This is a genomic window from Serratia sp. FS14 (genome assembly GCF_000695995.1).
In the GTDB taxonomy this organism is placed as follows: domain Bacteria; phylum Pseudomonadota; class Gammaproteobacteria; order Enterobacterales; family Enterobacteriaceae; genus Serratia; species Serratia nematodiphila.
Genome location: NZ_CP005927.1, coordinates 3371067 through 3393520, shown reverse-complemented (window position 1 = coordinate 3393520; position 22454 = coordinate 3371067). Strand labels below are relative to the sequence as shown.

The following is a 22454-nucleotide window of genomic DNA, read 5'->3' as shown; positions in this document are numbered from 1 at the left end:
TGGTCAATTTACTGAACCGGACTTAGGATGCGCGACAATGATTGAATCGTAGGTTTTTGTGGAGAGTGACATGCAGCTGAAACGGGTGGCAGAGGCTAAACTGCCGACACCTTGGGGCGATTTCCTGATGGTAGGATTCGAAGAACTGGCGACCGGACATGACCATCTGGCACTGGTATTCGGTGATATTTCCGGCGAAGCGCCGGTGCTCGCACGCGTGCATTCCGAATGCCTGACCGGCGACGCGTTGTTCAGCCTGCGCTGCGACTGTGGTTTTCAACTGGAAGCCGCACTGGAGCAGATTGCGGAAGAAGGCCGCGGCATCCTGCTGTACCATCGCCAGGAGGGCCGCAATATCGGCCTGTTGAACAAGATCCGCGCCTACGCCCTGCAGGATAAGGGCGCAGACACCGTGGAAGCCAATCACCAGCTCGGCTTCGCCGCCGACGAGCGCGACTTCACCCTGTGTGCCGACATGTTCAAACTGCTGGGCGTCGACGCGGTGCGTTTGCTGACCAACAACCCGAAAAAGGTCGAGATCCTGACCGAAGCCGGTATCAACATCAGCGAACGCGTGCCGTTGATCGTCGGCCGCAATCCGAAGAACGAACGCTATCTGGCCACCAAGGCCGCTAAAATGGGCCATTTGCTCGACCAGAAGTGATCGCCACCGCCGCGGAAACAATCAGGGCGCCTTACGGCGCCCTTTTTATTGATTAATTACAGCATTTTCCTGATCACATAGTGCAGGATGCCGTCGTTTTCGTAGTAAGTCAGCTCATTGCCGGTATCGATGCGGCACCGGGTGTCGACCACTTCCTTGCGCCCGTCGGCATAAGTGATGTGCACCGGCACCGTCTGGCCCGGCTGCAGCTGTTGCAGGCCGCCGACGCTGATCTGCTCATCCCCGGTCAACCCCAGCGTTTTACGCGTCACCCCTTGCGGGAACTCCAGCGGCAAAATCCCCATGCCGATCAGGTTAGAGCGGTGTATACGCTCGAAGGATTCGGCAATCACCACCCGCACGCCCAGCAGGCGCGGCCCCTTCGCCGCCCAGTCACGGCTGGAGCCGGAACCGTACTCTTTACCGGCGATCACCGCCAGCGGCACCTTCTCCTGCTGATACTGCATGGCGGCGTCGTAGATAGACAGCTGCTGTTGCGAAGGAATATGGCGGGTATAGCCGCCTTCCACGCCCGGCACCATTTCGTTGCGGATGCGAATGTTGGCGAAGGTGCCGCGCATCATCACTTCGTGGTTGCCACGGCGTGAACCGTAGGAGTTGAAATCCTGCGGCGCTACGCCATGCTCGCTCAGGTAACGCCCCGCCGGGCTGTCGCGCTTGATGTTACCCGCCGGCGAGATGTGATCGGTGGTCACCGAGTCGGCCAGAATCGCCAGAATACGCGCATCTTTGATGTCCTGCACCGGATCCGGCTTCACCTTCATGGTGCTGAAGAACGGCGGATGGCGGATATAGGTAGAATCCTCCTGCCACTGATAGGTCGCCGAACCGGTCACCTGGATCGCCTGCCAGTTGGCATCGCCGTCGAACACTTCGCCGTACTCCTTATGGAACATCTCGGTGCGCACTTCTTCCACCGCCTGAGCGATGTCCCGGCTGCTCGGCCAGATGTCCTTCAGGTAGACCGGCTGGCCATCGTTGCCCTCGCCCAGCGGCTCTTTGGTCAGATCGATCTTCATGCTGCCCGCCAGCGCATAAGCCACCACCAGCGGCGGCGAGGCCAGCCAGTTGGTTTTCACCAGCGGGTGGATGCGCCCTTCGAAGTTACGGTTGCCCGACAGCACCGCGCCCACGGTCAGATCGCCCTCTTTGATCGCCTGCTCGATCGGATCCGGCAGCGGGCCGGAGTTACCGATGCAGGTGGTACAGCCATACCCCACCAGATTGAACCCCAACTCTTCCAGATAAGCGGTGAGTTTGGCGCTGTCGAAGTAGTCGGTCACCACTTTGGAACCCGGCGCCAGCGAGGTTTTTACCCAGGGTTTGCTGCGCAGCCCTTTCTTGACGGCATTTTTCGCCAGCAGGCCGGCCGCCATCATCACGCTCGGGTTGGAGGTGTTGGTGCAGGAGGTGATCGCCGCGATCACCACTGCGCCGTCGCGCAGTTCGTGCTGCTGCCCGTCCAGCGTAAAGGTTTTGCTGTCTGTCTTGGCCTTGTGGCCGCCGATATCCAACTCGGTAGCGGCCTTGAACGCCTGCGGCACATTCGGCAGCGCCACGCGATCCTGCGGGCGTTTCGGCCCGGCGAGGCTGGCCTCGACCGTCGACATATCCAGCGCCAGCGAGCTGGTGAATACCGGCTCATCCCCCGGGTTGCGCCACATGCCCTGCGCCTTGGCGTAGGCTTCCACCAGCGCGATTTGTTCGGCGCTGCGGCCGCTGAGCTTCATGTAGCCGAGCGTGACGTCATCTACCGGGAAGAAACCGCAGGTGGCGCCGAACTCCGGCGACATGTTGGCGATGGTCGCCCGGTCCGCCAACGGCAGATCGGCCAGGCCGTCGCCGTAAAACTCGACGAACTTGCCAACAACGCCGTGCTTACGCAGCATTTGGGTGACGGTCAGCACCAGGTCGGTGGCGGTAATGCCCTCGCGGAGCTTGCCGGTCAGCTTGAAGCCGACCACGTCCGGGATCAGCATCGATACCGGCTGGCCCAGCATCGCCGCTTCCGCTTCGATACCGCCGACGCCCCAGCCGAGAATGCCCAGGCCGTTAATCATGGTGGTGTGAGAATCGGTGCCCACCAGCGTATCCGGATAGGCCACGCGGCGACCGCTTTCGTCGCTGTGCCACACCGTTTGGCCGAGGTATTCGAGGTTGACCTGGTGGCAGATGCCGGTGCCCGGCGGCACCACGCGGAAACGGTTGAAGGCTTTCTGCCCCCAGCGCAGGAAGGTGTAGCGCTCGTGGTTGCGCTGCATTTCGATGCGCACGTTGTCTTCAAAGGCATTATCGTCGCCGAATTCATCGACGGTGACCGAGTGGTCAATCACCAGATCCACCGGTGACAGCGGGTTCACCTGGTCGACATTGCCGCCCAGCCGCCGCACCGCTTCACGCATCGCCGCCAGATCCACCACCGCCGGAACGCCGGTAAAATCCTGCATCAGCACGCGTGCTGGACGGTAGGCGATCTCACGGTCAGCATGGCCGGTTTGCAACCAGGCGACGATGGCCTTGAGGTCGTCAACCTGCACGGTATCGCCATCCACATGGCGAAGCAGGTTCTCCAACAGCACTTTCATTGATTTCGGCAACCGGTCGATATCACCCAGCTGCTTCGCCGCCAGCGGCAGACTGTAGTAGTAATATTCGCTATTGAGCGCAACCAGCTTATCCAGACTTGTTTCACGAAGATCGGACGACATAGCTCCTCCATTTCTTATTGTGATTAAAACAGGGTAATCAGTGAGGTCTTGTTTAAAGATACCACAAAGATAAGTTAACGTTTTGATAACAACACGATTTGATCACAGCGATAGGTGAGAACAATCAAGAAGAAGGAAGTGCGAGCGCAGCCAAGGGGTTAGGCTACGCGTCAACGAAAACGCCGCAACGAGGCGGCGTTTTTGCAGGGAAAATCTCGCGGCTTTAGCGGGATTGGCGCACCAGGCGGCGACAGACTGTGAGCACAACTGCAGCAATGATGGCAGAGACACCCAATTTAATGGCAATGACAGCCGAGTCGAAATTATTCATCCCTATTTCACCATCACCGCTAATTTCAATCTTGTTGGAAACGAAGCTGTCGAAAGGACGACGGCTTTTCAGGATGATCCTGAGAAACAAGGAAGGTGCGGGTTTCCGGGCTAAAAAAACCCGGTTTGACAGGCGCCTAACCGGGTTTGATTTGATATCGTCAACGATTACTTGATCGGCAGCTTGATGTCCTTGAACATCGCCTCGATCTCTTCGTTGGAGCGCAGCGCCACCGCGCTGTCGACCACGTCGCGCGTCAGGTGCGGCGCGAAGCGCTGAATGAAGTCGTACATGTAGCTGCGCAGGAAGGTGCTGCGGCGGAAGCCGATTTTAGTGGTGCTGTAGGTGAAGATATCGCGCGCATCCACCGTCACCAGATCCGGATCCTGCACCGGATCCACCGCCATGCTGGCGATCACCCCCACCCCCAATCCCAGACGCACATAGGTTTTGATGACGTCAGCGTCGGTGGCGGTGAAGACGATGCGCGGCGTCAGGCCGGCGCGGTTGAAGGCGGTGTCCAGCTCTGAGCGGCCGGTAAAGCCGAAGGTGTAAGTGACGATCGGGTAAGCCGCCAGCTCTTCAATGCTGATGCTGCTTTTGCCCGCCAAAGGATGATCGGGCTTCACCACCACCGCACGGTTCCAGTGATAGCACGGCAACATGATGAGATCGTCGTACAGGTGCAGCGCCTCGGTGGCGATGGCGAAATCGGCGGTGCCTTTGGAGACCGCTTCGGCGATCTGCGTCGGCGAGCCCTGATGCATGTGCAGCGAGACGCGCGGGTAACGCTCGATAAAGCCCTTGATCACGTTTGGCAAGGCGTAGCGAGCCTGCGTATGCGTGGTGGCGACGTACAGCGAGCCTTTGTCCGGGTAGGTGTGTTCACCAGCAACGGCTTTGATGGCGTCTACTTTGGACAACACTTCACGCGCGATGCGAATGATTTCCTGGCCGGCGGGGGTGACCTGGGTCAGGTGCTTGCCGCTGCGGGCGAAAATCTGGATGCCCAACTCATCTTCGAGCATGCGCACCTGTTTGCTGATGCCGGGTTGAGAGGTATAGAGCCCTTCTGCCGTCGAGGAGACATTCAGGTTGTGGTTAACCACTTCCACAATGTAACGAAGCTGCTGCAATTTCATATCTTATACCATCCTAGGTTAAACACTGCGGCTTACCCGCAGCCAGGTATATCGGTGTCGCCCCGGTATGCTGAAACTCACAAGCCATAAACCCCGTGTTCTACCCTGATGGTGAAGAAAACGCCGTTGTTAATAAGCTTTAATAATAAAAAAAATTTTTATATAACCACTATACCACGATGCAGCTTCAAGTATAGATCCGCGTCACACTATGATAACGATTATTTTGCATGGGTATCAACGTGAAACGGCGGTGTCGGAGGGATAAAAACAGCAAAGGATAGATCCGTTTGCCCCTTTTCATCAATAAAAAAACCAGCCACCAGGGCTGGTTTTTCATCTTGCGGGCAGGACATCGGCCTTACTTCTTGCCTTCGACCCACTTGCCGTCCACGTAGAACGCGGACCAACCGGTCGCCTTGCCGTCTTTTTCAGAGGAGACGTACTGCTGCTTGGTTTTACGGCTGAAACGCACCAGCGTTTTGTTGCCTTCGGCATCCGCCACCGGCGCATCGGCCAGATAGCGCAGTTTCTCCGGCAGACGATCCTTGAAGCGAGCCAGCTCTTCCACCAACGGCGCGCGGGTCTCGCGCGATTTAGGGAAGGTGTTGGCCGCCAGGAACACGCCGGCAGCGCCGTCACGCAGCACGAAATAGGCGTCGGACTTCTCGCACGGCAGCTCCGGCAACGGCACCGGATCTTCCTTCGGCGGCGCGACATCGCCGTTACGCAGGATCTTGCGGGTGTTTTTGCAGTTCTCGTTGGTGCAGCCCATGTACTTGCCGAAACGCCCCATTTTCAGGTGCATTTCCGAACCGCACTTGTCGCACTCCACCACCGGGCCGTCATAGCCTTTCAGGCGGAACTCGCCCTCTTCGATCTCATAGCCGTCACACGCCGGGTTGTTGCCGCAGACGTGCAGCTTGCGCTGGTTATCGATCAGATAGCTGTCCATCGCCGTACCGCATTTCTGGCAGCGGCGGCGGGCGCGCAACGCGTTGGTTTCCGCGTCGTCGCCTTCGAGGATGTTGAGCACTTCCGCTTCAGGCACCAGGTTGATGGTGGTTTTGCAACGCTCCTTCGGCGGCAACGCGTAGCCGGAACAGCCGAGGAACACGCCGGTGCTGGCGGTACGGATGCCCATCTTGCGGCCGCAGGTCGGGCAGTCGATGCTGGTCATCACCATCTGGTTAGGCCGCATGCCGCCTTCTTCCGGATCCTTCTCCGCCGTTTCCAGCTGCTCGCTGAAATCAACGAAGAATTCGTCCAGCACCGCTTTCCACTCGGCCTGGTTGTTGGCGACCTCATCGAGGCCGTCTTCCATGCGTGCGGTGAAGTCATAGTTCATCAGCTCGCGGAAGTTCTCTTCCAGACGATCGGTGACGATCTCGCCCATTTTCTCGGCATAGAAACGGCGGCTTTCCACCCGCACATAACCGCGATCCTGAATGGTCGAGATGATGGAGGCGTAGGTGGACGGACGGCCGATGCCGCGTTTCTCCAGCTCTTTCACCAGCGAGGCTTCGCTGTAGCGCGCCGGCGGCTTGGTGAAGTGCTGACTCGGGATCAGTTTCTGCAGATCCAGCTCACTGCCGATTTCGACGTAAGGCAAGGTGCGATCTTCATCGCCCTTGCGCAACGCCGGCATCACCTTGGTCCAGCCGTCAAAGCGCAGCGTACGGCCCTTGGCGCGCAGCTGATAATCGCCGGCTTTCACCGTCAGCGTAGTGGAATCGTATTGCGCCGGCGTCATCTGGCAGGCAACGAACTGGCGCCAGATCAGCTGATACAGCTTCTGCGCGTCCGCTTCCATGTCTTTGAGCTGCTCGGCGAGCACGTTCACGTCCGAAGGACGGATCGCTTCGTGCGCTTCCTGCGAATTCTCTTTGCTGCTGTACTGATTCGGCGCCTTCGGCAGGTATTTATCGCCGAAGTTGTCGCCGATATAGCCACGCACCATGTTGAGCGCATCCTGGCTCAGGTTGGTGGAATCGGTACGCATATAGGTGATGTGGCCGGCTTCATACAGCCGTTGCGCCATCATCATAGTTTTCTTCACGCCGAAGCTCAGGCGGGTGCTGGCGGCCTGTTGCAGCGTGGAGGTAATGAAAGGCGCGCCCGGCTTGCTGCTGGTCGGTTTGTCTTCGCGATCCAGCACCGTGTAGCGGGCTTTTTCCAGCAACTTGACCGCGGCGTGCGTCTGCTCGCGGTTGACCGGCTTGAACGGTTTGTCGTGCGCATGGGTCACTTCCATCTGCAGCGCGGTTTCACCCTTCGCCAGCAGATCGGCATGCAGCTCCCAGTACTCTTCCGGCACGAACGCCTTGATGTCGCGTTCGCGCTCAACCACCAGACGCACCGCCACCGACTGCACACGGCCGGCGGACAGGCCGCGGGCGATTTTCTTCCACAGCAGCGGCGAGACCATATAGCCCACCACGCGGTCCATAAACCGGCGCGCCTGCTGCGCGTTGACGCGATCAATGTTCAGCTCGCCCGGCTGTTTGAACGCCTGTTGGATCGCGTTTTTGGTGATTTCGTTAAACACCACGCGGCTAAAGCGTTTGTCATCGCCACCGATCACTTCCCGCAGGTGCCAGGCAATGGCTTCCCCTTCGCGGTCAAGGTCGGTTGCGAGATAAATGTGGTCGGCGTTTTCCGCCAACGATTTTAACTCGGCGACCACTTTTTCTTTACCCGGCAGGATTTCATAATGCGCTTTCCAGCCATGGTAAGGGTCGACGCCCATGCGATTTACCAGCGCCGCCTTCTCATCTTTTTTAACTTTTTTCTTGGCTTTGTCTTCGGTTGAGTCAGCGCTCTTTTTGCTGGCTGAGCCACTGGTCGGCAAATCACGGATGTGACCGACGCTGGACTTCACCACGTAGTCACTTCCTAAATATTTATTAATAGTTTTGGCTTTTGCCGGGGACTCAACTATTACGAGAGCTTTACCCATATTTACCTTTACCTAATTTATTTCTTCTAAAAAGAAGTCTTTTATCTCGCCGTGCCGCGGCAATTCGTGTCTCTTTTTTTATATTGCGGCAGTCTGGCAAGAGATCAACAGATTTTTTTCTTTTGGTTGCCCAACAGCTCAACCTGAACGCAAGTTGTTGATCCTGCCTGCTATTCACCCATGCCCCAGAAGTATGGCTGTGTGAGTTTTATTCATGGCGTAAACAAAACCTTCCACCCGACGCCGCAAAATCCCACACTGTACCTGATAAAAACCGTCACGCAACCTAATTAGCATGGAAAGTCCGATTTCGCCAACCGGCGGCCGCCCATGGCCATCCAGACGGCAAATAAACCTTAGTCGGTTTGCGGATAAAAGCGAACCGGCGTTAGAATATGCGCAGAGTTTTTAGTTTGGAGTCTAATAAATGCGCACGAATACTGCACCTATCGGCCGCGAGGCCCTGCTGGCGGAAGCAAATAACATCATCCGCCAACACGAAGATTATCTGCACGGCATGATCGCCACCGACGTTGAACAAAAAAGCGGCGTTTTAGTTTTTCGCGGCGAATACTTTTTGGATGCCGATGGATTGCCCACCGCCAAAACCACCGCGGTATTTAATATGTTTAAACATTTGGCTCACCTGCTTTCGGAAAAATACCACCTGGTCGATTAAGACAAGAAAACGGGGGCACCTGGCCCCCGTTGATTCCCGCTCTCGTTGCCGTTACAACAACGGCTTTTCCCCACGCTGCCACCAGCGCAGTAGCAAACGATCGACGCTTTCCGCCGCGCTGCCGGTGAAGCGATCCATCAGGCGTTTGCGGCGCGTATAGCGCACGGCGATCACTTCGTGGTTATCCAGCTCGGCGATCAGCAAATCATCGCTGGTGCCGATGGCGTCGATCAGGCCCTTCTCTTTCGCCTGTGAACCGAACCAGTGCTCACCGGTGGCGACGCTGTCGATGTCGAGCGACGGACGCTGCTCATGCACAAAGCGCTTGAACAGCTCGTGCGTTTCGTTCAGATCTTCTCGGAACTTCTCGCGCCCTTGTTCGGTGTTTTCGCCAAACAACGTCAGCGTGCGTTTAAATTGCCCGGCGGTGTGCAACTCCACGTCGATATCGTTCTTTTTCAACAGGCGGTGGAAGTTCGGGATCTGCGCCACCACGCCGATGGAACCGATGATGGCGAACGGCGCCGCCACGATGCGATCCGCAACGCAAGCCATCATGTAGCCGCCGCTGGCCGCCACTTTATCCACCGCGACCGTCAGACGAATGCCGCCTTTGCGCAGGCGCTCCAACTGCGAAGCCGCCAGGCCGTAGCCGTGCACCACCCCGCCAGGGCTTTCCAGGCGCAACAGAACTTCATCCTGCGCCGACGCCACCGCCAGCACCGCCGAGATCTCTTCGCGCAGCGAGGTGACCTCGTGCGCGTCCATGCTGCCCTTGAAGTCCAGCACATACAGGCACGGCTTGGCCACTTCCACCGCGCCGGACTTGGCGCGCTGTTTCTTCAATTTGTCATCAGATTTAGTCTGCTTTTTGAACTGTTTCAGCCAAACCTTCTGCTCGGCGGCATCCATGCGCGCCAGGCGCATATCGCGCTGCATCTCGCGATACTGTTCGCCGAGATCGGTCAGCTGCAGCTCCCCTTTCTGGCGGCTCTTGCGTTGCCCCAAACTGACCGCCAGGATGGCCAACGCGGTGATGGCGAGCACCACCGTGGCGACCTTGGCCAGAAACAGGCCATAAACAGATATAAACTCCACAGATTCCGCCTTTATTTACAGGTTGTTAGTATGCTTATTTCCATTTTAGCCAACCGCAGCGGCTGCTGTCGCGGCTAAATGAAAATTCATTGCGCACAGAGCATCACTATGGGGACGATTTACGGCCGAACCAAGCCGCCACCGCCGCGCTTTTGTTACAAAAGAATGCCATTTCAGCCTGCTACGCATTGAAAATGCCCGCGGATTAAGGCATATAACACCCATTATTCATCAATATGATGAGACGGATTCGCTGCGCGGCCCGCAGACGGTCGAGCCTTCGCTCCCGCCCCGGCCGCGCGTTTCACCCTTGCTCCCCGATATCTGCGGGAGAACAGCCACCCAGGCGAGGATTTATCGTGCATTACCAACCCAAACAAGATCTGCTCGAACAACGTAACATTTTGGTCACCGGCGCCGGCGACGGCATCGGCCGTGAAGCGGCGCTGACCTACGCGCGCTTCGGCGCCCAGTTGGTGCTGCTGGGGCGCACCGAGAGCAAACTGCTGGCGGTACAACAAGAGATCGCAGCCCAGGGCGGTGCCCCGGCCCTGGTGGTGACGCTGGACTTGCTGCACGCCACTCAGGAGCAATGCCGGCAGATAGCCGACGATCTGGCGCGCCAGATCCCCCGCCTTGACGGCGTGCTGCACAACGCCGGCCTGCTCGGCGACATCGCGCCGATGGCCGACCTGTCGATGACCATGTGGCAAGAAGTGATGCAGGTTAACGTCAACGCCACCTTTATGCTGACTCAGGCGCTGCTGCCGCTGCTGCTGAAATCCCACGCCGGGTCGCTGGTGTTCACCAGCTCCAGCGTCGGGCGTACCGGCCGCGCAGACTGGGGTGCCTATGCGGTGTCGAAGTTCGCCACCGAGGGCATGATGCAGGTGTTGGCCGACGAGTACAAAAACCGCAATCTGCGGGTGAACTGCATCAATCCGGGCGGCACTCGCACCAAAATGCGCGCATCTGCCTTCCCGCACGAAGACAAGAACAAGCTGAAAACCCCGGCCGATATCATGCCGCTGTATCTGTATTTGATGGGCGAAGACAGCCGCCGCAAAACCGGCATGAGCTTCGACGCGCAGCCGAACCGCAAACCCGGCGCAGCCGAATAATCAGGAGCGTTTCATGGCGGAAGATCGTCATCAACAGCGCCAGCAGCGCCTGAAAGAACAGGTCGATGCGCGCATCGCCGCGGCGCAGGACACCCGCGGCCTGCTGCTGGTGTTTACCGGCAACGGCAAAGGCAAAACCACCGCCGCCTTCGGCACCGTCACCCGCGCGGTCGGCCACGGCATGCGCGCCGGAGTGATCCAGTTCATCAAGGGCGAATGGCCCAATGGCGAAAAGAATCTGCTGCAGCAACACGGCGTTGAATTTCAGGTGATGGCCACCGGTTTTACCTGGGAAACGCAAAACAAGGCCGGCGACACCGCCGCCTGCCAGGCGGTGTGGCAGCACGGCAAACGCATGCTGGCCGACAGCAGCCTGGATCTGGTGCTGCTGGACGAAGTGACCTACATGCTGACCTACGGCTATCTGGAACTGGAAGAGCTGAAGGAAGCGCTCCTGCAACGCCCTGCGCATCAGACGGTGATCCTGACCGGGCGCGGCTGCCATCGCGATCTGTTGGAACTGGCGGATACGGTCACGGAGATGCGGCCGGTGAAACACGCGTTCGACGCGGGCGTGAAGGCGCAACAAGGGATCGATTGGTAACAAAACGTTCTGGCCCCGAACGGGGCCAGAATGGCGGGATTAGCTGCGTTTGCTTGGCTTGCCTGGTTTGCTGCCTGGCGCACTGCGGCGGCCGCTGCCGGCCACCTGCGAGTGGCGCTTGACCGCCCGGCGGATCTGGTTGGCCTTCACGCGGCGGCGCTCACGCTCCACCGGCATTTTGCTGACCGTTTCCGGTTTCAACTCCACCAGCTCGCGCAGGTAGTTGATCGCCGGCAGATCCAGTTCGGCCCAGCCGCCGCGCGGCAGGCCTTTCGGCAGATCGATGTCGCCGTAACGCACGCGGATCAGGCGGCTCACCTGTACGCCCACCGCTTCCCACAGGCGACGCACTTCACGGTTGCGGCCCTCGGTCAGGGTCACGTTGTACCACTGATTGAGGCCTTCACCGCCCTGGAAGCTGATGGTACGGAAGGCGGCCGGACCGTCTTCCAATTGCACGCCTTTGCTCAGCTGCTTCACTTTCGCATCGTCGACCTGGCCGAACACGCGCACCGCGTATTCGCGCTCCACTTCACGGCTCGGGTGCATCAGACGGTTGGCCAATTCACCATCGGTAGTGAACAGCAGCAGACCGGAGGTGTTGACGTCCAGGCGCCCTACCGCCACCCAGCGCGAACCGCGCAGCTTCGGCAGGCGATCGAACACCGTCGGGCGGCCTTCAGGATCGCTGCGGGTACACAGCTCGCCTTCCGGTTTGTAGTAAGCCAGCACCCGGCAAACCACCTCTTCGGACTCTTTGATCGACAGGACATGACCGTCCAGACGAATTTTCATCGCCGGCGTCACTTCAACGCGATCGCCCAGCTTGGCGACCTTGCCGTCGACGCTGACGCGCCCGGCTTCAATCATGGTTTCGATTTCACGACGCGAGCCATGCCCGGCGCGCGCTAAAACTTTCTGTAACTTTTCGCTCATTGAGCAACCTCTAATGTCGCCTTCACAGGCGTCGGGGGGATACCGCCGTGGCCAACCGCCACCACGGTCATAATACGTTTATCAGGATCGAACCGCGTATTATACAGGCTTTCTAAGGTGTTGAAACCCACTTTATCGGCGGTGGCCCCCACAGGCGGCGTTCACGGCGCCAAAAAATCCTCCACTGCCCACAGCACCGCTTCAGGCCGTTCCAGAATACCGAGGTGAGTGCGGGCCTCCCCTAGACGCACCACGGAGAAAAACGGCTGCTCGGCAGCAAATGCCTGCTGTTGCCGCAGGTAGTCGTCGCGGCGATCCAACGAGTAGATGTGCCGGCACGGCGGCGGCGCGCTCATGCCCGCCAGGCGTTGCAGCGGCGAGCCGAATTGCCGGTAGGCCTGTTCGATGGCCACCCCGGCGGCACGCCAAAGCCGGTAATCCTCCTGCGCCATCTCGACCTCCAGATGGCGTTTGACCCGATCGTGGCGGATGCCGCCCTGCCAAAAGTCGAACAAGGCGTCGCGTGCCGCCAGCCACTGCTGCGGCTGCTGCATGCGGCTCACCGCCGTAAAGAACGCCGGCTCCGGCTGCGTCATGATCCAGTCGAGAAACACCATGCCCCGTACCCGTTGCGGCAACGCTTCGGCCAACGCTACCGCCAGCCAGCTGGCGTGCGCCACCGACAGAGTGACCGCGTTATCCAAACGCAGCGCCGTCAGCAGTTGGCGCACATCCTCCAGCAAGTCGTCCGCCGTCAGCGACATCTCCGTGGCTTTTGACGACAGGCCATGGCCGCGCCAGTCGATGCTGATCACCCGATAGCGTTCGGCCGCCAGAGCGATGAACGGCTCAAACACGGTTTTCGGTTCGCACCAGCCGGGCAGCAACACCAACGTGAGCGGCCCTGAGCCGACATCCTGATAGTCGAGTATCATGTTGGCACTGTGAAATGCGGTCATATTACCTCCTGCGCGTCTCTCCCCGACCCGTTCGGGGAATACCGACGGGGATAAGGTGACAGCGCAGCAGGTATTGATCTATTGAAGTTCGTGCGGAAAGCCCCCTGGGCGCACCTTATGAAAAAATGCGCACTAATTGGAATGGGAACTTAATGGCGCACGCAAGGATAGGCGGCACTTAACGCCAGCATGATCACCGACGGTGCGGAATAATGCAGTTGCTCAGGATGCTCGTTCAAATACTGCATCACCGCGTCGGCGGCTACGCCGATGCTCATCCCGGCTTCCGGGCAGATATTGCGATTGCCCTGCATGGAATAAGTATCGAATACGCCGGCGACGTATCCCATGAACATGCCGCCATTCAGCGCTTCGGCCACGGTGGCTTCACCGCTTTTATTTTTTACGTAACCGCTGGATTCCGCCAGCAGACCACTGCCCGAATAAAACCCCGCATTTGCCATTGAGGAAAATAATAAGGCCGCTAAAAAAGAAACCTGTTTAATCATTGCTGCGCATCCTGCCCATTATCAATTCTGAAGTCTTCAAGAATAGCGGCTTTCACGCGAAATAGCGTCGCTTCAGCCGATTTTCAGACAATGGGCAAGGTGGCAACAATTGACATCAACGGAAAGGCGCCGCGTCGCCCGCCCCCTCACGCACCACTTCCGGCGAGGATTCGGTCAGATCGATCACCGTAGTCGGCTGTTGGCCGAGGAAGCCGCCGTGGATCACCAGATCGACCACCTTGCCCAAATGATCGTTGATCTCTTCCGGATCGGACTCGGCAAAATCATTGCCCGGCAGCATCAGGGTGGTGGACATCATCGGTTCGTTCAGCGCCTCCAGCAGCGCCAATGCGATCGGGTTCGACGGCACGCGCAGGCCGATGGTTTTGCGCTTTTCATTCATCAGGCGGCGCGGCACTTCTTTGGTCGCTTTCAGAATGAAGGTGTAGTTGCCCGGCGTATTGTTTTTAATCAGGCGGAACGCCGTATTATCGACGTGCGCATAAGTCGACAACTCGGACAGATCGCGGCACATCAGGGTGAAATTGTGGTTGCCGTCCAACTGACGGATGCGGCAAATGCGTTCCATCGCCGCCTTTTCTTCCAGCATACAGCCCAGCGCGTAGCCGGAATCGGTGGGATAAACGATCACTCCGCCCTTGCGCAGCACCTCAACCGCCTGGTTAATCAAACGCGGCTGTGGGTTGTCCGGGTGAATATAAAAAAGCTGACTCATGACTTGCTCCTAAAATGATGCCCGCGCGCGTTGCCACGCGCGAAAAATCAGACCGCCTCGCCAGGCTGCGGCCAATCGCGCCACACCGGCTCGACCCCGCCCGGCAGCCACAGTTTGCGGCCCAGTTCGATCCACGAACAAGGCTGATGAAAATCAGATCCTTGCGAGGCCAACAGGCGGTAGTCCTGGGCGTATTTCGCCAACTGCGAGCGCTCATGCGGCGCCTGCTGACACTGCGCCACTTCCATGGCGTCGCCGCCGTGTTCGGCGAAATGCGCCAGCAAACGTTTCAACCACTTCGCGGTCAGATCGTAACGGCCGGGATGCGCTATCACCGCCTGGCCGCCCGATTGATGAATCGCATCAATGGCTTGTTCTATTGTACACCACTGCGGCGGCACGTAGCCGGTTTTGCCTTTGGCCAGATATTTCTTGAACACCTGCGCCATGTTGTCCGCTACGCCAATCTCCACCAGGTAACGGGCGAAATGGCCGCGGGTCACCGCACCGGCCCCCGCCAACCGCTGGGCGCCGGCATAGGCGTCGGGAATGCGCGCTTTACCCAGACGCGCGCCGATCTCCTGCGCCCGCCGATGGCGACGTTCGGTTTGTTCCGCCAATAGCGCCACCAGCGCCGGGTGCGCGACGTCCATGCCCAACCCAACGATATGAATTTCATGGTTCTCCCACAGCGTCGAGATTTCCACCCCGTTGACCAGCCGCAGCGGCAACGCCTGCTCCGCAATGGCGGCGGCGGCCTCAGCCAAGCCTGCGGTAGTGTCGTGATCGGTGATCGCCAGCACGCCCACGCGCATCTCTACCGCCCGCAGCACCAGCTGCGTCGGCGTCAGGTAGCCATCGGAGGCGGTCGTGTGGCTGTGGAGATCGTACAGAGTAAAAGCGGTGGATGGGGGGTTACTGTCTGTCAAAACGGCTATCCGGCAATGGCTTGGCTTTCTATCATACCCGCGATCGGCGGCCGGACGGAAATCTATTCTGCGCCAGGCAGACGATGAATAGAATTCACGCTGATCGCTAAAACATTGTGCAAAAAGAGGGTTGACTTTGCCTTCGTGAACCAGTTAACTAGTACACAAGTTCACGGCAACGGCCGTGTCGGATGAGAGTTAACAAAGAGAGTCTGCAAATGAACACATACATTTCTCTTCACGGTTGGTGGCGTACCTCCCTCTTGCGGGCGGTGTAATCGCGCATAGCTGTCATCTGACAATGCAGATTTCCTGAGCCCGCACCTGATGCGGGCTTTTTTATGGACAGAATTCACTGGAACCACCGATGATGAACACCAAACCACAACTGACATTGCTGAAGGCGCAAGCCAGCTACCGGGGCGATCCCACCACCCTTTTCCACCAGCTGTGCGGCGCCCGTCCGGCCACCCTGCTGCTGGAGTCGGCGGAAATCAACAGCAAACAGAATCTGCAGAGCCTGCTGGTGATCGACAGCGCGCTGCGCATTACCGCACTGGGCCACACCGTCAGCGTGCAGGCGCTCACCGCCAACGGCGCGGCGCTGCTGCCGCTGCTGGACGAAGCGCTGCCGCCCGAGGTGCGCAATCAGGCACGCCCTAACGGCCGCGAGCTGACCTTCCCGGCGATCGACGAGGTGCAGGACGAAGACGCGCGCCTGCGCTCCCTGTCGGTGTTCGACGCACTGCGCACACTGCTGACGCTGGTGGACTCCCCGGCGGACGAGCGCGAAGCCGTGATGCTGGGCGGCCTGTTCGCCTATGATTTGGTCGCCGGTTTTGAAAACCTGCCGGCGCTGCGCCAGGATCAACGCTGCCCGGACTTCTGCTTCTATCTGGCGGAAACCCTGCTGGTGCTGGATCATCAACGCGGCTCGGCCCGTCTGCAGGCCAGCGTCTTCAGTGAGCAGGCGAGTGAAGCGCAGCGTTTGCAGCACCGCCTGGAACAGCTGCAGGCTGAGTTGCAACAACCCCCGCAGCCAATCCCGCACCAAACGCTGGAAAACATGCAGCTGAGCTGTAACCAGAGCGACGAAGAGTACGGCGCGGTGGTCAGCGAGCTGCAGGAAGCGATCCGCCAGGGCGAGATTTTCCAGGTGGTGCCGTCGCGCCGCTTCACCCTGCCGTGCCCGGCGCCGCTGGCGGCCTACCAAACGTTGAAAGACAACAACCCCAGCCCGTACATGTTCTTCATGCAGGATGATGACTTCACCCTGTTCGGCGCTTCGCCGGAGAGCGCGCTGAAATACGACGCGGGCAATCGCCAAATCGAAATCTACCCGATCGCCGGCACTCGCCCACGCGGCCGCCGCGCCGATGGGTCGCTGGATTTGGATCTCGACAGCCGCATCGAGCTGGAAATGCGCACCGACCACAAAGAGCTGGCCGAGCACTTGATGCTGGTCGATCTGGCGCGCAACGATCTGGCGCGCATCTGCCAGGCCGGCAGCCGCTACGTGGCCGACCTGACCAAAGTGGATCGCTATTCGTTCGTCATGCACCTGGTTTCCCGGGTGGTGGGCACCCTGCGCGCCGATCTCGACGTGCTGCACGCCTACCAGGCCTGCATGAACATGGGCACCCTCAGCGGCGCGCCGAAAGTGCGGGCGATGCAGCTGATCGCCGCCTCCGAAGGCACGCGCCGCGGCAGCTACGGCGGCGCGGTGGGCTACTTCACCGCCACCGGCGATCTGGATACCTGCATCGTCATTCGCTCCGCCTACGTTGAAGACGGCATCGCCACCGTGCAGGCCGGCGCCGGCGTGGTGCTGGATTCCATCCCGCAGGCGGAAGCCGACGAGACCCGTAATAAAGCCCGTGCCGTGCTGCGCGCCATCGCCACTGCGCACCATGCCAAGGAGGTGTTCTGATGGCCGATATCCTGCTGCTCGACAACGTCGACTCCTTTACCTACAACCTGGTCGATCAGCTGCGCGCCAGCGGCCACCAGGTGGTGATTTACCGTAATCAGATCGCCGCCGAGGTGATCATCGAGCGTCTGCAACAGATGAAACAGCCGGTGCTGATGCTGTCGCCCGGCCCTGGCGCCCCTTCCGAAGCGGGCTGTATGCCGGAACTGCTGCAGCGTCTGCGCGGCCAACTGCCGATCATCGGCATCTGCCTCGGCCACCAGGCGATCGTCGAAGCCTATGGCGGCCAGGTCGGCCAGGCGGGCGAGATCCTGCACGGCAAAGCCTCGGCGATCGCTCACGATGGCGAAGGCATGTTCGCCGGCATGGCCAATCCGCTGCCGGTGGCGCGCTACCACTCGCTGGTCGGCAGCAATATCCCGGCCGATCTCACCGTCAACGCCCGTTTCGGCGAAATGGTGATGGCAGTGCGCGACGACCGCCGCCGCGTGTGCGGCTTCCAGTTCCACCCGGAATCGATTCTGACCACCCACGGCGCGCGCCTGCTTGAGCAGACCCTGGCCTGGGCGCTGGCGAAGTAATATAAGGAACACGACGATGCAACCTATTCTTGAGAAACTGTACCGCGCCGAGTCGATGAGCCAGCAGGAAAGCCAACAGCTGTTCAGCGCCATCGTGCGCGGCGAGCTGGAACCGAGCCAACTGGCGGCGGCGTTGATCAGCATGAAAGTCCGCGGCGAGCGCCCGGAAGAGATCGCCGGTGCCGCCAAAGCGCTGCTGGACGACGCTCAGCCGTTCCCGCGCCCTGACTATCTGTTCGCCGATATCGTCGGCACCGGCGGCGACGGCACCAACAGCATCAATATTTCCACCGCCAGCGCCTTCGTGGCGGCGGCGTGCGGCGCGAAGATCGCCAAACACGGCAACCGCAGCGTTTCCAGCCGTTCCGGCTCTTCGGATCTGCTGGCGGCGTTCGGTATCCGTCTGGATCTGCCGGCGGAAGAAGCGCGCAAGGCGTTGGACGATCTTGGCGTGTGCTTCCTGTTCGCGCCGCAGTACCACACCGGTTTTCGTCACGCCATGCCGGTGCGCCAGCAGCTGAAAACCCGCACGCTGTTCAACGTGCTGGGCCCGCTGATCAACCCGGCGCGTCCGCCGCTGGCGCTGATCGGCGTTTACAGCCCGGAACTGGTGCTGCCGATTGCCGAAACCCTGCGCGTGCTGGGTTATCAGCGTGCGGCGGTGGTTCACGGCGGCGGCATGGACGAGGTGGCGATCCACGCCCCGACGCACGTGGCGGAATTGAACAACGGCGAAATCAGCAGCTACCAGCTCACGCCGCAGTCCTTCGGATTGGAAACCTATCCGCTGGAAGCCTTGCTGGGCGGTACGCCGGAAGAAAACCGTGACATTTTGGCGCGGCTGTTACAAGGTAAAGGCGAGCCGGCGCACGCCGCGGCGGTCGCGGCCAACGTCGCGTTGCTTCTGAAGTTATTCGGACATGAAGACCTGCGCCAAAATGCGCGGCAGGCACTGGATATGATCAACAGCGGGCAGGCCTATGAGCGTGTCATCGCACTGGCGGCAAGAGGATAAATGATGCAGGAAACCGTGCTACACAAGATTGTCCGCGACAAAGCGCAATGGATCGCGGCGCGACAACAGCAACAGCCCCTGGCCGGCTTTCAGAACGACATCGTGCCGAGTGAACGCAGTTTCTATCACGCGCTGCAGGGCACCCGGACGGCTTTCATTCTCGAATGCAAGAAGGCCTCGCCTTCCAAAGGGCTGATTCGCGAGAACTTTGATCCGGTAGAGATCGCCACGGTGTATAAAGATTTCGCCTCGGCGATCTCGGTGCTGACCGACGAGAAATACTTCCAGGGCAGCTTCGATTTCCTGCCGCTGGTCAGTAAAGCCGTCAGCCAACCGGTGTTGTGCAAAGACTTTATCATCGATCCGTATCAGATTTACCTGGCGCGCTACTATCAGGCCGATGCCGTCCTGCTGATGCTGTCGGTGTTGACCGACGACCAGTATCGCCAACTGGCGGCGGTAGCCCACAGCCTGAATATGGGCGTGCTGACCGAAGTGATCAGTGAAGAAGAACTGCAGCGCGCGATCGCGCTGGAAGCGCGCGTGGTCGGCATCAACAACCGCGATCTGCGCGATCTGAGCATCGATCTGAACCGCACCCGCCAGCTGGCGCCGCGCGTGCCGCATGGCGTGACGGTGATCAGCGAGTCAGGCATCAACAACTATGGGCAGATCCGCGAGCTGAGCCATTACGCCAACGGCTTCCTGATCGGCAGCGCGCTGATGTCGGAACCCGATCTGCGCGCCGCCGTGCGCCGCGTGATCCTCGGCGACAACAAAGTGTGCGGCCTGACTCGCCCGCAGGACGCCGCCGCCGCGTATCAGGCCGGCGCCATCTACGGCGGATTGATTTTCGTCGGCCGCTCGCCGCGCTATGTGGATATCGTCCGCGCCCGCGAAGTCATTTCCGGCGCGCCGCTGAAGTACGTCGGCGTGTTCTGCGACGCCCAGCTCGATACCGTGGCGTTGACCGTTGAGCGCCTCGGGCTGCATGCGGTGCAACTGCACGGCGCGGAAGACCAGGCCTATATCAGCGCCCTGCGCGCCCGTTTGCCGGCCGATTGCCGCATCTGGAAAGCGCTGAGCGTGAAAGATCGAGTGCCGGCGCGCGATCTGCAGCATGTCGATCGCTACCTGCTCGACAACGGCGCCGGCGGCACCGGCCAACGCTTCGACTGGTCGGTATTGCAAGGCGAAGATCTGACTAACGTGATGCTGGCGGGCGGCCTGCGCGCCGACAACTGCGTCGAAGCGGCCAAGCTCGGCTGCGCCGGGCTGGACTTCAACTCCGGCGTGGAAAGCGAACCGGGCATCAAAGATCCCGCGCGCCTGGCCTCGGTCTTCCAGACCCTGCGCGCCTACTGAATACGGCTCTATATTAATAACGGATAATAACGGGAACTCTCATGACGCTGCTTAACCCCTACTTCGGCGAATTTGGTGGCCAATACGTGCCGCAAATTCTGATGCCGGCCCTGAAACAACTGGAAGAAGCCTTTGTCAGCGCCCAGCGCGATCCGGCGTTTCAGGCGGAATTTATCGATCTGTTGAAGAACTACGCGGGCCGCCCGACGGCGCTGACGCTGTGCAAAAACCTCACCGCCGGCAGCAACACCAAGCTTTATCTGAAGCGTGAAGACCTGCTGCACGGCGGCGCACACAAGACCAACCAGGTGCTGGGTCAGGCCTTGCTGGCCAAGCGCATGGGCAAAACCGAGATCATCGCGGAAACCGGCGCCGGCCAACACGGCGTCGCGTCGGCGCTGGCCTGCGCGCTGCTCGGCCTGAAATGCCGCATCTATATGGGCGCCAAAGACGTTGAGCGCCAGTCGCCGAACGTCTTCCGCATGCGGCTGATGGGCGCGGAAGTGATCCCGGTGCACAGCGGCTCCGCTACGCTGAAAGACGCCTGCAACGAAGCGCTGCGCGACTGGTCCGGCAGCTATGAAACCGCCCACTATATGCTCGGCACCGCCGCCGGCCCGCACCCGTACCCCACCATCGTGCGTGAATTCCAGCGCATGATCGGCGAAGAAACCAAAGCGCAGGTGCTGGAGCGCGAAGGCCGCCTGCCGGATGCCGTCATCGCCTGCGTCGGCGGCGGCTCCAACGCCATCGGCATGTTCGCCGATTTTATCGATGACGCCGAAGTGGGTCTGATCGGCGTGGAACCCGCCGGCCTGGGCATCGAGACCGGCCAGCACGGCGCGCCGCTCAAGCATGGCCACGTCGGCATCTACTTCGGCATGAAAGCGCCGATGATGCAGACCGCCGAAGGCCAGATTGAAGAATCCTATTCAATCTCCGCCGGGTTGGACTTCCCGTCCGTCGGGCCGCAGCACGCCTTCCTGAACAGTATCGGCCGCGCCGAATACGTGTCGATCACCGACGACGAAGCGCTGGAAGCGTTCAAGGCGCTGTCGCGCCATGAAGGCATCATCCCGGCGCTGGAATCCTCACACGCCCTGGCGCACGCGCTGAAAATGATCCGTGAAACGCCGCAGAAAGAACAGATCCTGGTGGTCAACCTGTCCGGCCGCGGCGACAAAGACATATTTACCGTTCACGACATTTTGAAAGCACGGGGAGAAATCTGATGGAACGTTATCAGCAACTGTTCAAACGCCTGGAAAGCAACAAGGAAGGCGCCTTCGTCCCGTTCGTGACGCTGGGCGATCCTAATCCGACGCTGTCGCTGCAGATTATCGACACCCTGATCGAAGCGGGCGCGGACGCGCTGGAGCTGGGCATCCCCTTCTCCGATCCGCTGGCGGATGGCCCAACCATCCAGAGCGCGACGCTGCGCGCTTTCGCCGCCGGCGTCACGCCAACCCAGTGCTTCGAGATGCTGGCGGCCATCCGCCAGAAGCACCCAACCATTCCCATCGGCCTGCTGATGTACGCTAATCTGGTGTTCCATAAAGGCATCGATGCGTTTTACCAACGCTGCGCCGAAGTGGGCGTGGATTCGGTGCTGGTCGCCGACGTGCCGTTTGAAGAGTCTGCGCCGTTCCGCGCCGCCGCCGCTCGTCACGGTATCGCACCCATCTTCATCTGCCCGCCGAACGCCGATGACGATCTGCTGCGCGAAATCGCTTCGCACGGCCGCGGCTATACCTACCTGCTGTCGCGCGCCGGCGTCACCGGCACCGAAAGCCGGGCGCAGCTGCCGCTGCATCACCTGGTGAACAAGCTGCGCGAGTATCACGCCGCGCCGCCGCTGCAGGGCTTCGGCATCTCCGAGCCCGAGCAGGTGAAGGCCGCGCTGCAGGCCGGGGCCGCCGGCGCGATCTCCGGCTCGGCCATCGTCAAAATCATCGAACAGCACCATGCCAACCCGACGGAGATGCTGACCAGGCTGGCGGCCTTCGTCAGCAATATGAAGCGCGCCACCCGGGCGTGATCCTCTCCAGCGAGCGCCCCGCCGACGCTCGCTTTAACAGCTTGTTTCCCCTCAAAGTTTGTTCCATTTATTTACAGCAAAAATTTGAACAAACGCAGGTCTTGTCTCACAATGAACTTTGTTCGCTAT

18 protein-coding genes, 1 pseudogene and 1 other annotated feature are annotated in these 22454 nt (G+C 60.0%); of the genes and pseudogenes, 9 read left to right on the top strand and 10 right to left on the bottom strand.

From position 1 onward, the window contains the following. Positions 1 to 70: 70 nt before the first annotated feature. A complete protein-coding gene (gene ribA / locus L085_RS15405) occupies positions 71 to 664 on the top strand; it encodes a GTP cyclohydrolase II (RefSeq protein WP_004930678.1) in 594 nt (197 codons plus the stop codon). A gap of 56 nt (positions 665 to 720) precedes the next feature. Here the strand turns inward: ribA and acnA are convergent, their stop codons facing one another. From acnA to topA, 4 genes are all read right to left on the bottom strand, one after another. Beyond that, on the bottom strand, positions 721 to 3393 hold the full coding sequence (acnA, locus tag L085_RS15400; protein ID WP_021503816.1) for an aconitate hydratase AcnA: 2673 nt from the start codon (positions 3391 to 3393) through the stop codon (positions 721 to 723). Between the two features lie 498 nt (positions 3394 to 3891). Then, the gene (cysB, locus tag L085_RS15390) at positions 3892 to 4866 is read right to left on the bottom strand and encodes an HTH-type transcriptional regulator CysB (protein ID WP_004930690.1); all 975 of its coding nucleotides are present in this window, start codon (positions 4864 to 4866) and stop codon (positions 3892 to 3894) included. Positions 4867 to 5087: 221 nt separating this feature from the next. Further along, a complete protein-coding gene (locus tag L085_RS25875; protein WP_255347223.1) occupies positions 5088 to 5222 on the bottom strand; it encodes a hypothetical protein in 135 nt (44 codons plus the stop codon). A 5-nt stretch (positions 5223 to 5227) separates the two neighbouring features. After that, positions 5228 to 7825, bottom strand: coding sequence for a type I DNA topoisomerase (gene topA / locus L085_RS15385; RefSeq protein WP_004930691.1), 2598 nt, complete (start codon positions 7823 to 7825; stop codon positions 5228 to 5230). A gap of 427 nt (positions 7826 to 8252) precedes the next feature. Between topA and L085_RS15380 the strand changes: the two genes are divergently transcribed. After that, positions 8253 to 8504, top strand: coding sequence for a YciN family protein (locus tag L085_RS15380; protein WP_004930700.1), 252 nt, complete (start codon positions 8253 to 8255; stop codon positions 8502 to 8504). 51 nt (positions 8505 to 8555) lie between these two features. Here the strand turns inward: L085_RS15380 and sohB are convergent, their stop codons facing one another. After that, a complete protein-coding gene (sohB, locus tag L085_RS15375) occupies positions 8556 to 9602 on the bottom strand; it encodes a protease SohB (RefSeq protein WP_044031119.1) in 1047 nt (348 codons plus the stop codon). A gap of 359 nt (positions 9603 to 9961) precedes the next feature. Here sohB and L085_RS15370 point away from each other — a divergent pair, with 359 nt between their 5' ends. Together L085_RS15370 and cobO are read left to right on the top strand one after the other, a co-directional pair. Beyond that, positions 9962 to 10723 carry a YciK family oxidoreductase gene (locus L085_RS15370; protein WP_044031118.1) on the top strand — a complete coding sequence of 254 codons (762 nt, stop codon included), beginning with the start codon at positions 9962 to 9964 and terminating at the stop codon, positions 10721 to 10723. Between the two features lie 13 nt (positions 10724 to 10736). Beyond that, positions 10737 to 11327 carry a cob(I)yrinic acid a,c-diamide adenosyltransferase gene (gene cobO, locus L085_RS15365; protein ID WP_004930707.1) on the top strand — a complete coding sequence of 197 codons (591 nt, stop codon included), beginning with the start codon at positions 10737 to 10739 and terminating at the stop codon, positions 11325 to 11327. 39 nt (positions 11328 to 11366) lie between these two features. Here the strand turns inward: cobO and rluB are convergent, their stop codons facing one another. From rluB to L085_RS15340, 5 genes are all read right to left on the bottom strand, one after another. Further along, a complete protein-coding gene (gene rluB / locus L085_RS15360) occupies positions 11367 to 12263 on the bottom strand; it encodes a 23S rRNA pseudouridine(2605) synthase RluB (protein WP_015378049.1) in 897 nt (298 codons plus the stop codon). A gap of 161 nt (positions 12264 to 12424) precedes the next feature. Further along, positions 12425 to 13222: an alpha/beta hydrolase gene (locus L085_RS15355; protein ID WP_044031117.1), complete on the bottom strand. Its 798-nt coding sequence runs from the start codon at positions 13220 to 13222 to the stop codon at positions 12425 to 12427. A gap of 149 nt (positions 13223 to 13371) precedes the next feature. Beyond that, a complete protein-coding gene (locus tag L085_RS15350; RefSeq protein WP_004932057.1) occupies positions 13372 to 13731 on the bottom strand; it encodes a Rap1a/Tai family immunity protein in 360 nt (119 codons plus the stop codon). Positions 13732 to 13846: 115 nt separating this feature from the next. Next, positions 13847 to 14467, bottom strand: coding sequence for an L-threonylcarbamoyladenylate synthase (locus L085_RS15345; protein WP_004932058.1), 621 nt, complete (start codon positions 14465 to 14467; stop codon positions 13847 to 13849). A gap of 47 nt (positions 14468 to 14514) precedes the next feature. Then, positions 14515 to 15396 carry a PHP domain-containing protein gene (locus tag L085_RS15340; protein WP_044031116.1) on the bottom strand — a complete coding sequence of 294 codons (882 nt, stop codon included), beginning with the start codon at positions 15394 to 15396 and terminating at the stop codon, positions 14515 to 14517. Positions 15397 to 15635: 239 nt separating this feature from the next. Continuing rightward, positions 15636 to 15739, top strand: a sequence feature (Trp leader region). 24 nt (positions 15740 to 15763) lie between these two features. Here L085_RS15340 and L085_RS15335 point away from each other — a divergent pair. From L085_RS15335 to trpA, 5 genes and pseudogenes are all read left to right on the top strand, one after another. Continuing rightward, positions 15764 to 17326 carry an anthranilate synthase component 1 gene (locus L085_RS15335; RefSeq protein WP_044031115.1) on the top strand — a complete coding sequence of 521 codons (1563 nt, stop codon included), beginning with the start codon at positions 15764 to 15766 and terminating at the stop codon, positions 17324 to 17326. After that, a pseudogene (trpD, locus tag L085_RS25780) lies at positions 17326 to 18922 on the top strand (bifunctional anthranilate synthase glutamate amidotransferase component TrpG/anthranilate phosphoribosyltransferase TrpD). The gene L085_RS15335 and the pseudogene trpD overlap by 1 nt, the downstream one beginning before the upstream one ends. A 3-nt stretch (positions 18923 to 18925) precedes the next feature. Beyond that, a complete protein-coding gene (trpCF, locus tag L085_RS15320) occupies positions 18926 to 20287 on the top strand; it encodes a bifunctional indole-3-glycerol-phosphate synthase TrpC/phosphoribosylanthranilate isomerase TrpF (protein WP_081835551.1) in 1362 nt (453 codons plus the stop codon). Positions 20288 to 20328: 41 nt separating this feature from the next. Further along, positions 20329 to 21519, top strand: a complete 1191-nt coding sequence (gene trpB, locus L085_RS15315; RefSeq protein ID WP_015378068.1) for a tryptophan synthase subunit beta — start codon at positions 20329 to 20331, stop codon at positions 21517 to 21519. Next, a complete protein-coding gene (trpA, locus tag L085_RS15310; RefSeq protein ID WP_015378069.1) occupies positions 21519 to 22325 on the top strand; it encodes a tryptophan synthase subunit alpha in 807 nt (268 codons plus the stop codon). The genes trpB and trpA overlap by 1 nt, the downstream gene beginning before the upstream one ends. Positions 22326 to 22454: the final 129 nt, after the last annotated feature.

Excerpts from the sequence above, each read along its gene's own strand:
- ribA (WP_004930678.1), top strand. The coding sequence starts at position 71 with ATGCAGCTGAAACGGGTGGCAGAGGCTAAACTGCCGACACCTTGGGGC.
- acnA (WP_021503816.1), bottom strand. The coding sequence starts at position 3,393 with ATGTCGTCCGATCTTCGTGAAACAAGTCTGGATAAGCTGGTTGCGCTC.
- cysB (WP_004930690.1), bottom strand. The coding sequence starts at position 4,866 with ATGAAATTGCAGCAGCTTCGTTACATTGTGGAAGTGGTTAACCACAAC.
- L085_RS25875 (WP_255347223.1), bottom strand. The coding sequence starts at position 5,222 with ATGTCCTGCCCGCAAGATGAAAAACCAGCCCTGGTGGCTGGTTTTTTT.
- topA (WP_004930691.1), bottom strand. The coding sequence starts at position 7,825 with ATGGGTAAAGCTCTCGTAATAGTTGAGTCCCCGGCAAAAGCCAAAACT.
- L085_RS15380 (WP_004930700.1), top strand. The coding sequence starts at position 8,253 with ATGCGCACGAATACTGCACCTATCGGCCGCGAGGCCCTGCTGGCGGAA.
- cobO (WP_004930707.1), top strand. The coding sequence starts at position 10,737 with ATGGCGGAAGATCGTCATCAACAGCGCCAGCAGCGCCTGAAAGAACAG.
- rluB (WP_015378049.1), bottom strand. The coding sequence starts at position 12,263 with ATGAGCGAAAAGTTACAGAAAGTTTTAGCGCGCGCCGGGCATGGCTCG.
- L085_RS15355 (WP_044031117.1), bottom strand. The coding sequence starts at position 13,222 with ATGACCGCATTTCACAGTGCCAACATGATACTCGACTATCAGGATGTC.
- L085_RS15350 (WP_004932057.1), bottom strand. The coding sequence starts at position 13,731 with ATGATTAAACAGGTTTCTTTTTTAGCGGCCTTATTATTTTCCTCAATG.
- L085_RS15345 (WP_004932058.1), bottom strand. The coding sequence starts at position 14,467 with ATGAGTCAGCTTTTTTATATTCACCCGGACAACCCACAGCCGCGTTTG.
- L085_RS15335 (WP_044031115.1), top strand. The coding sequence starts at position 15,764 with ATGATGAACACCAAACCACAACTGACATTGCTGAAGGCGCAAGCCAGC.
- trpCF (WP_081835551.1), top strand. The coding sequence starts at position 18,926 with ATGCAGGAAACCGTGCTACACAAGATTGTCCGCGACAAAGCGCAATGG.
- trpB (WP_015378068.1), top strand. The coding sequence starts at position 20,329 with ATGACGCTGCTTAACCCCTACTTCGGCGAATTTGGTGGCCAATACGTG.
- trpA (WP_015378069.1), top strand. The coding sequence starts at position 21,519 with ATGGAACGTTATCAGCAACTGTTCAAACGCCTGGAAAGCAACAAGGAA.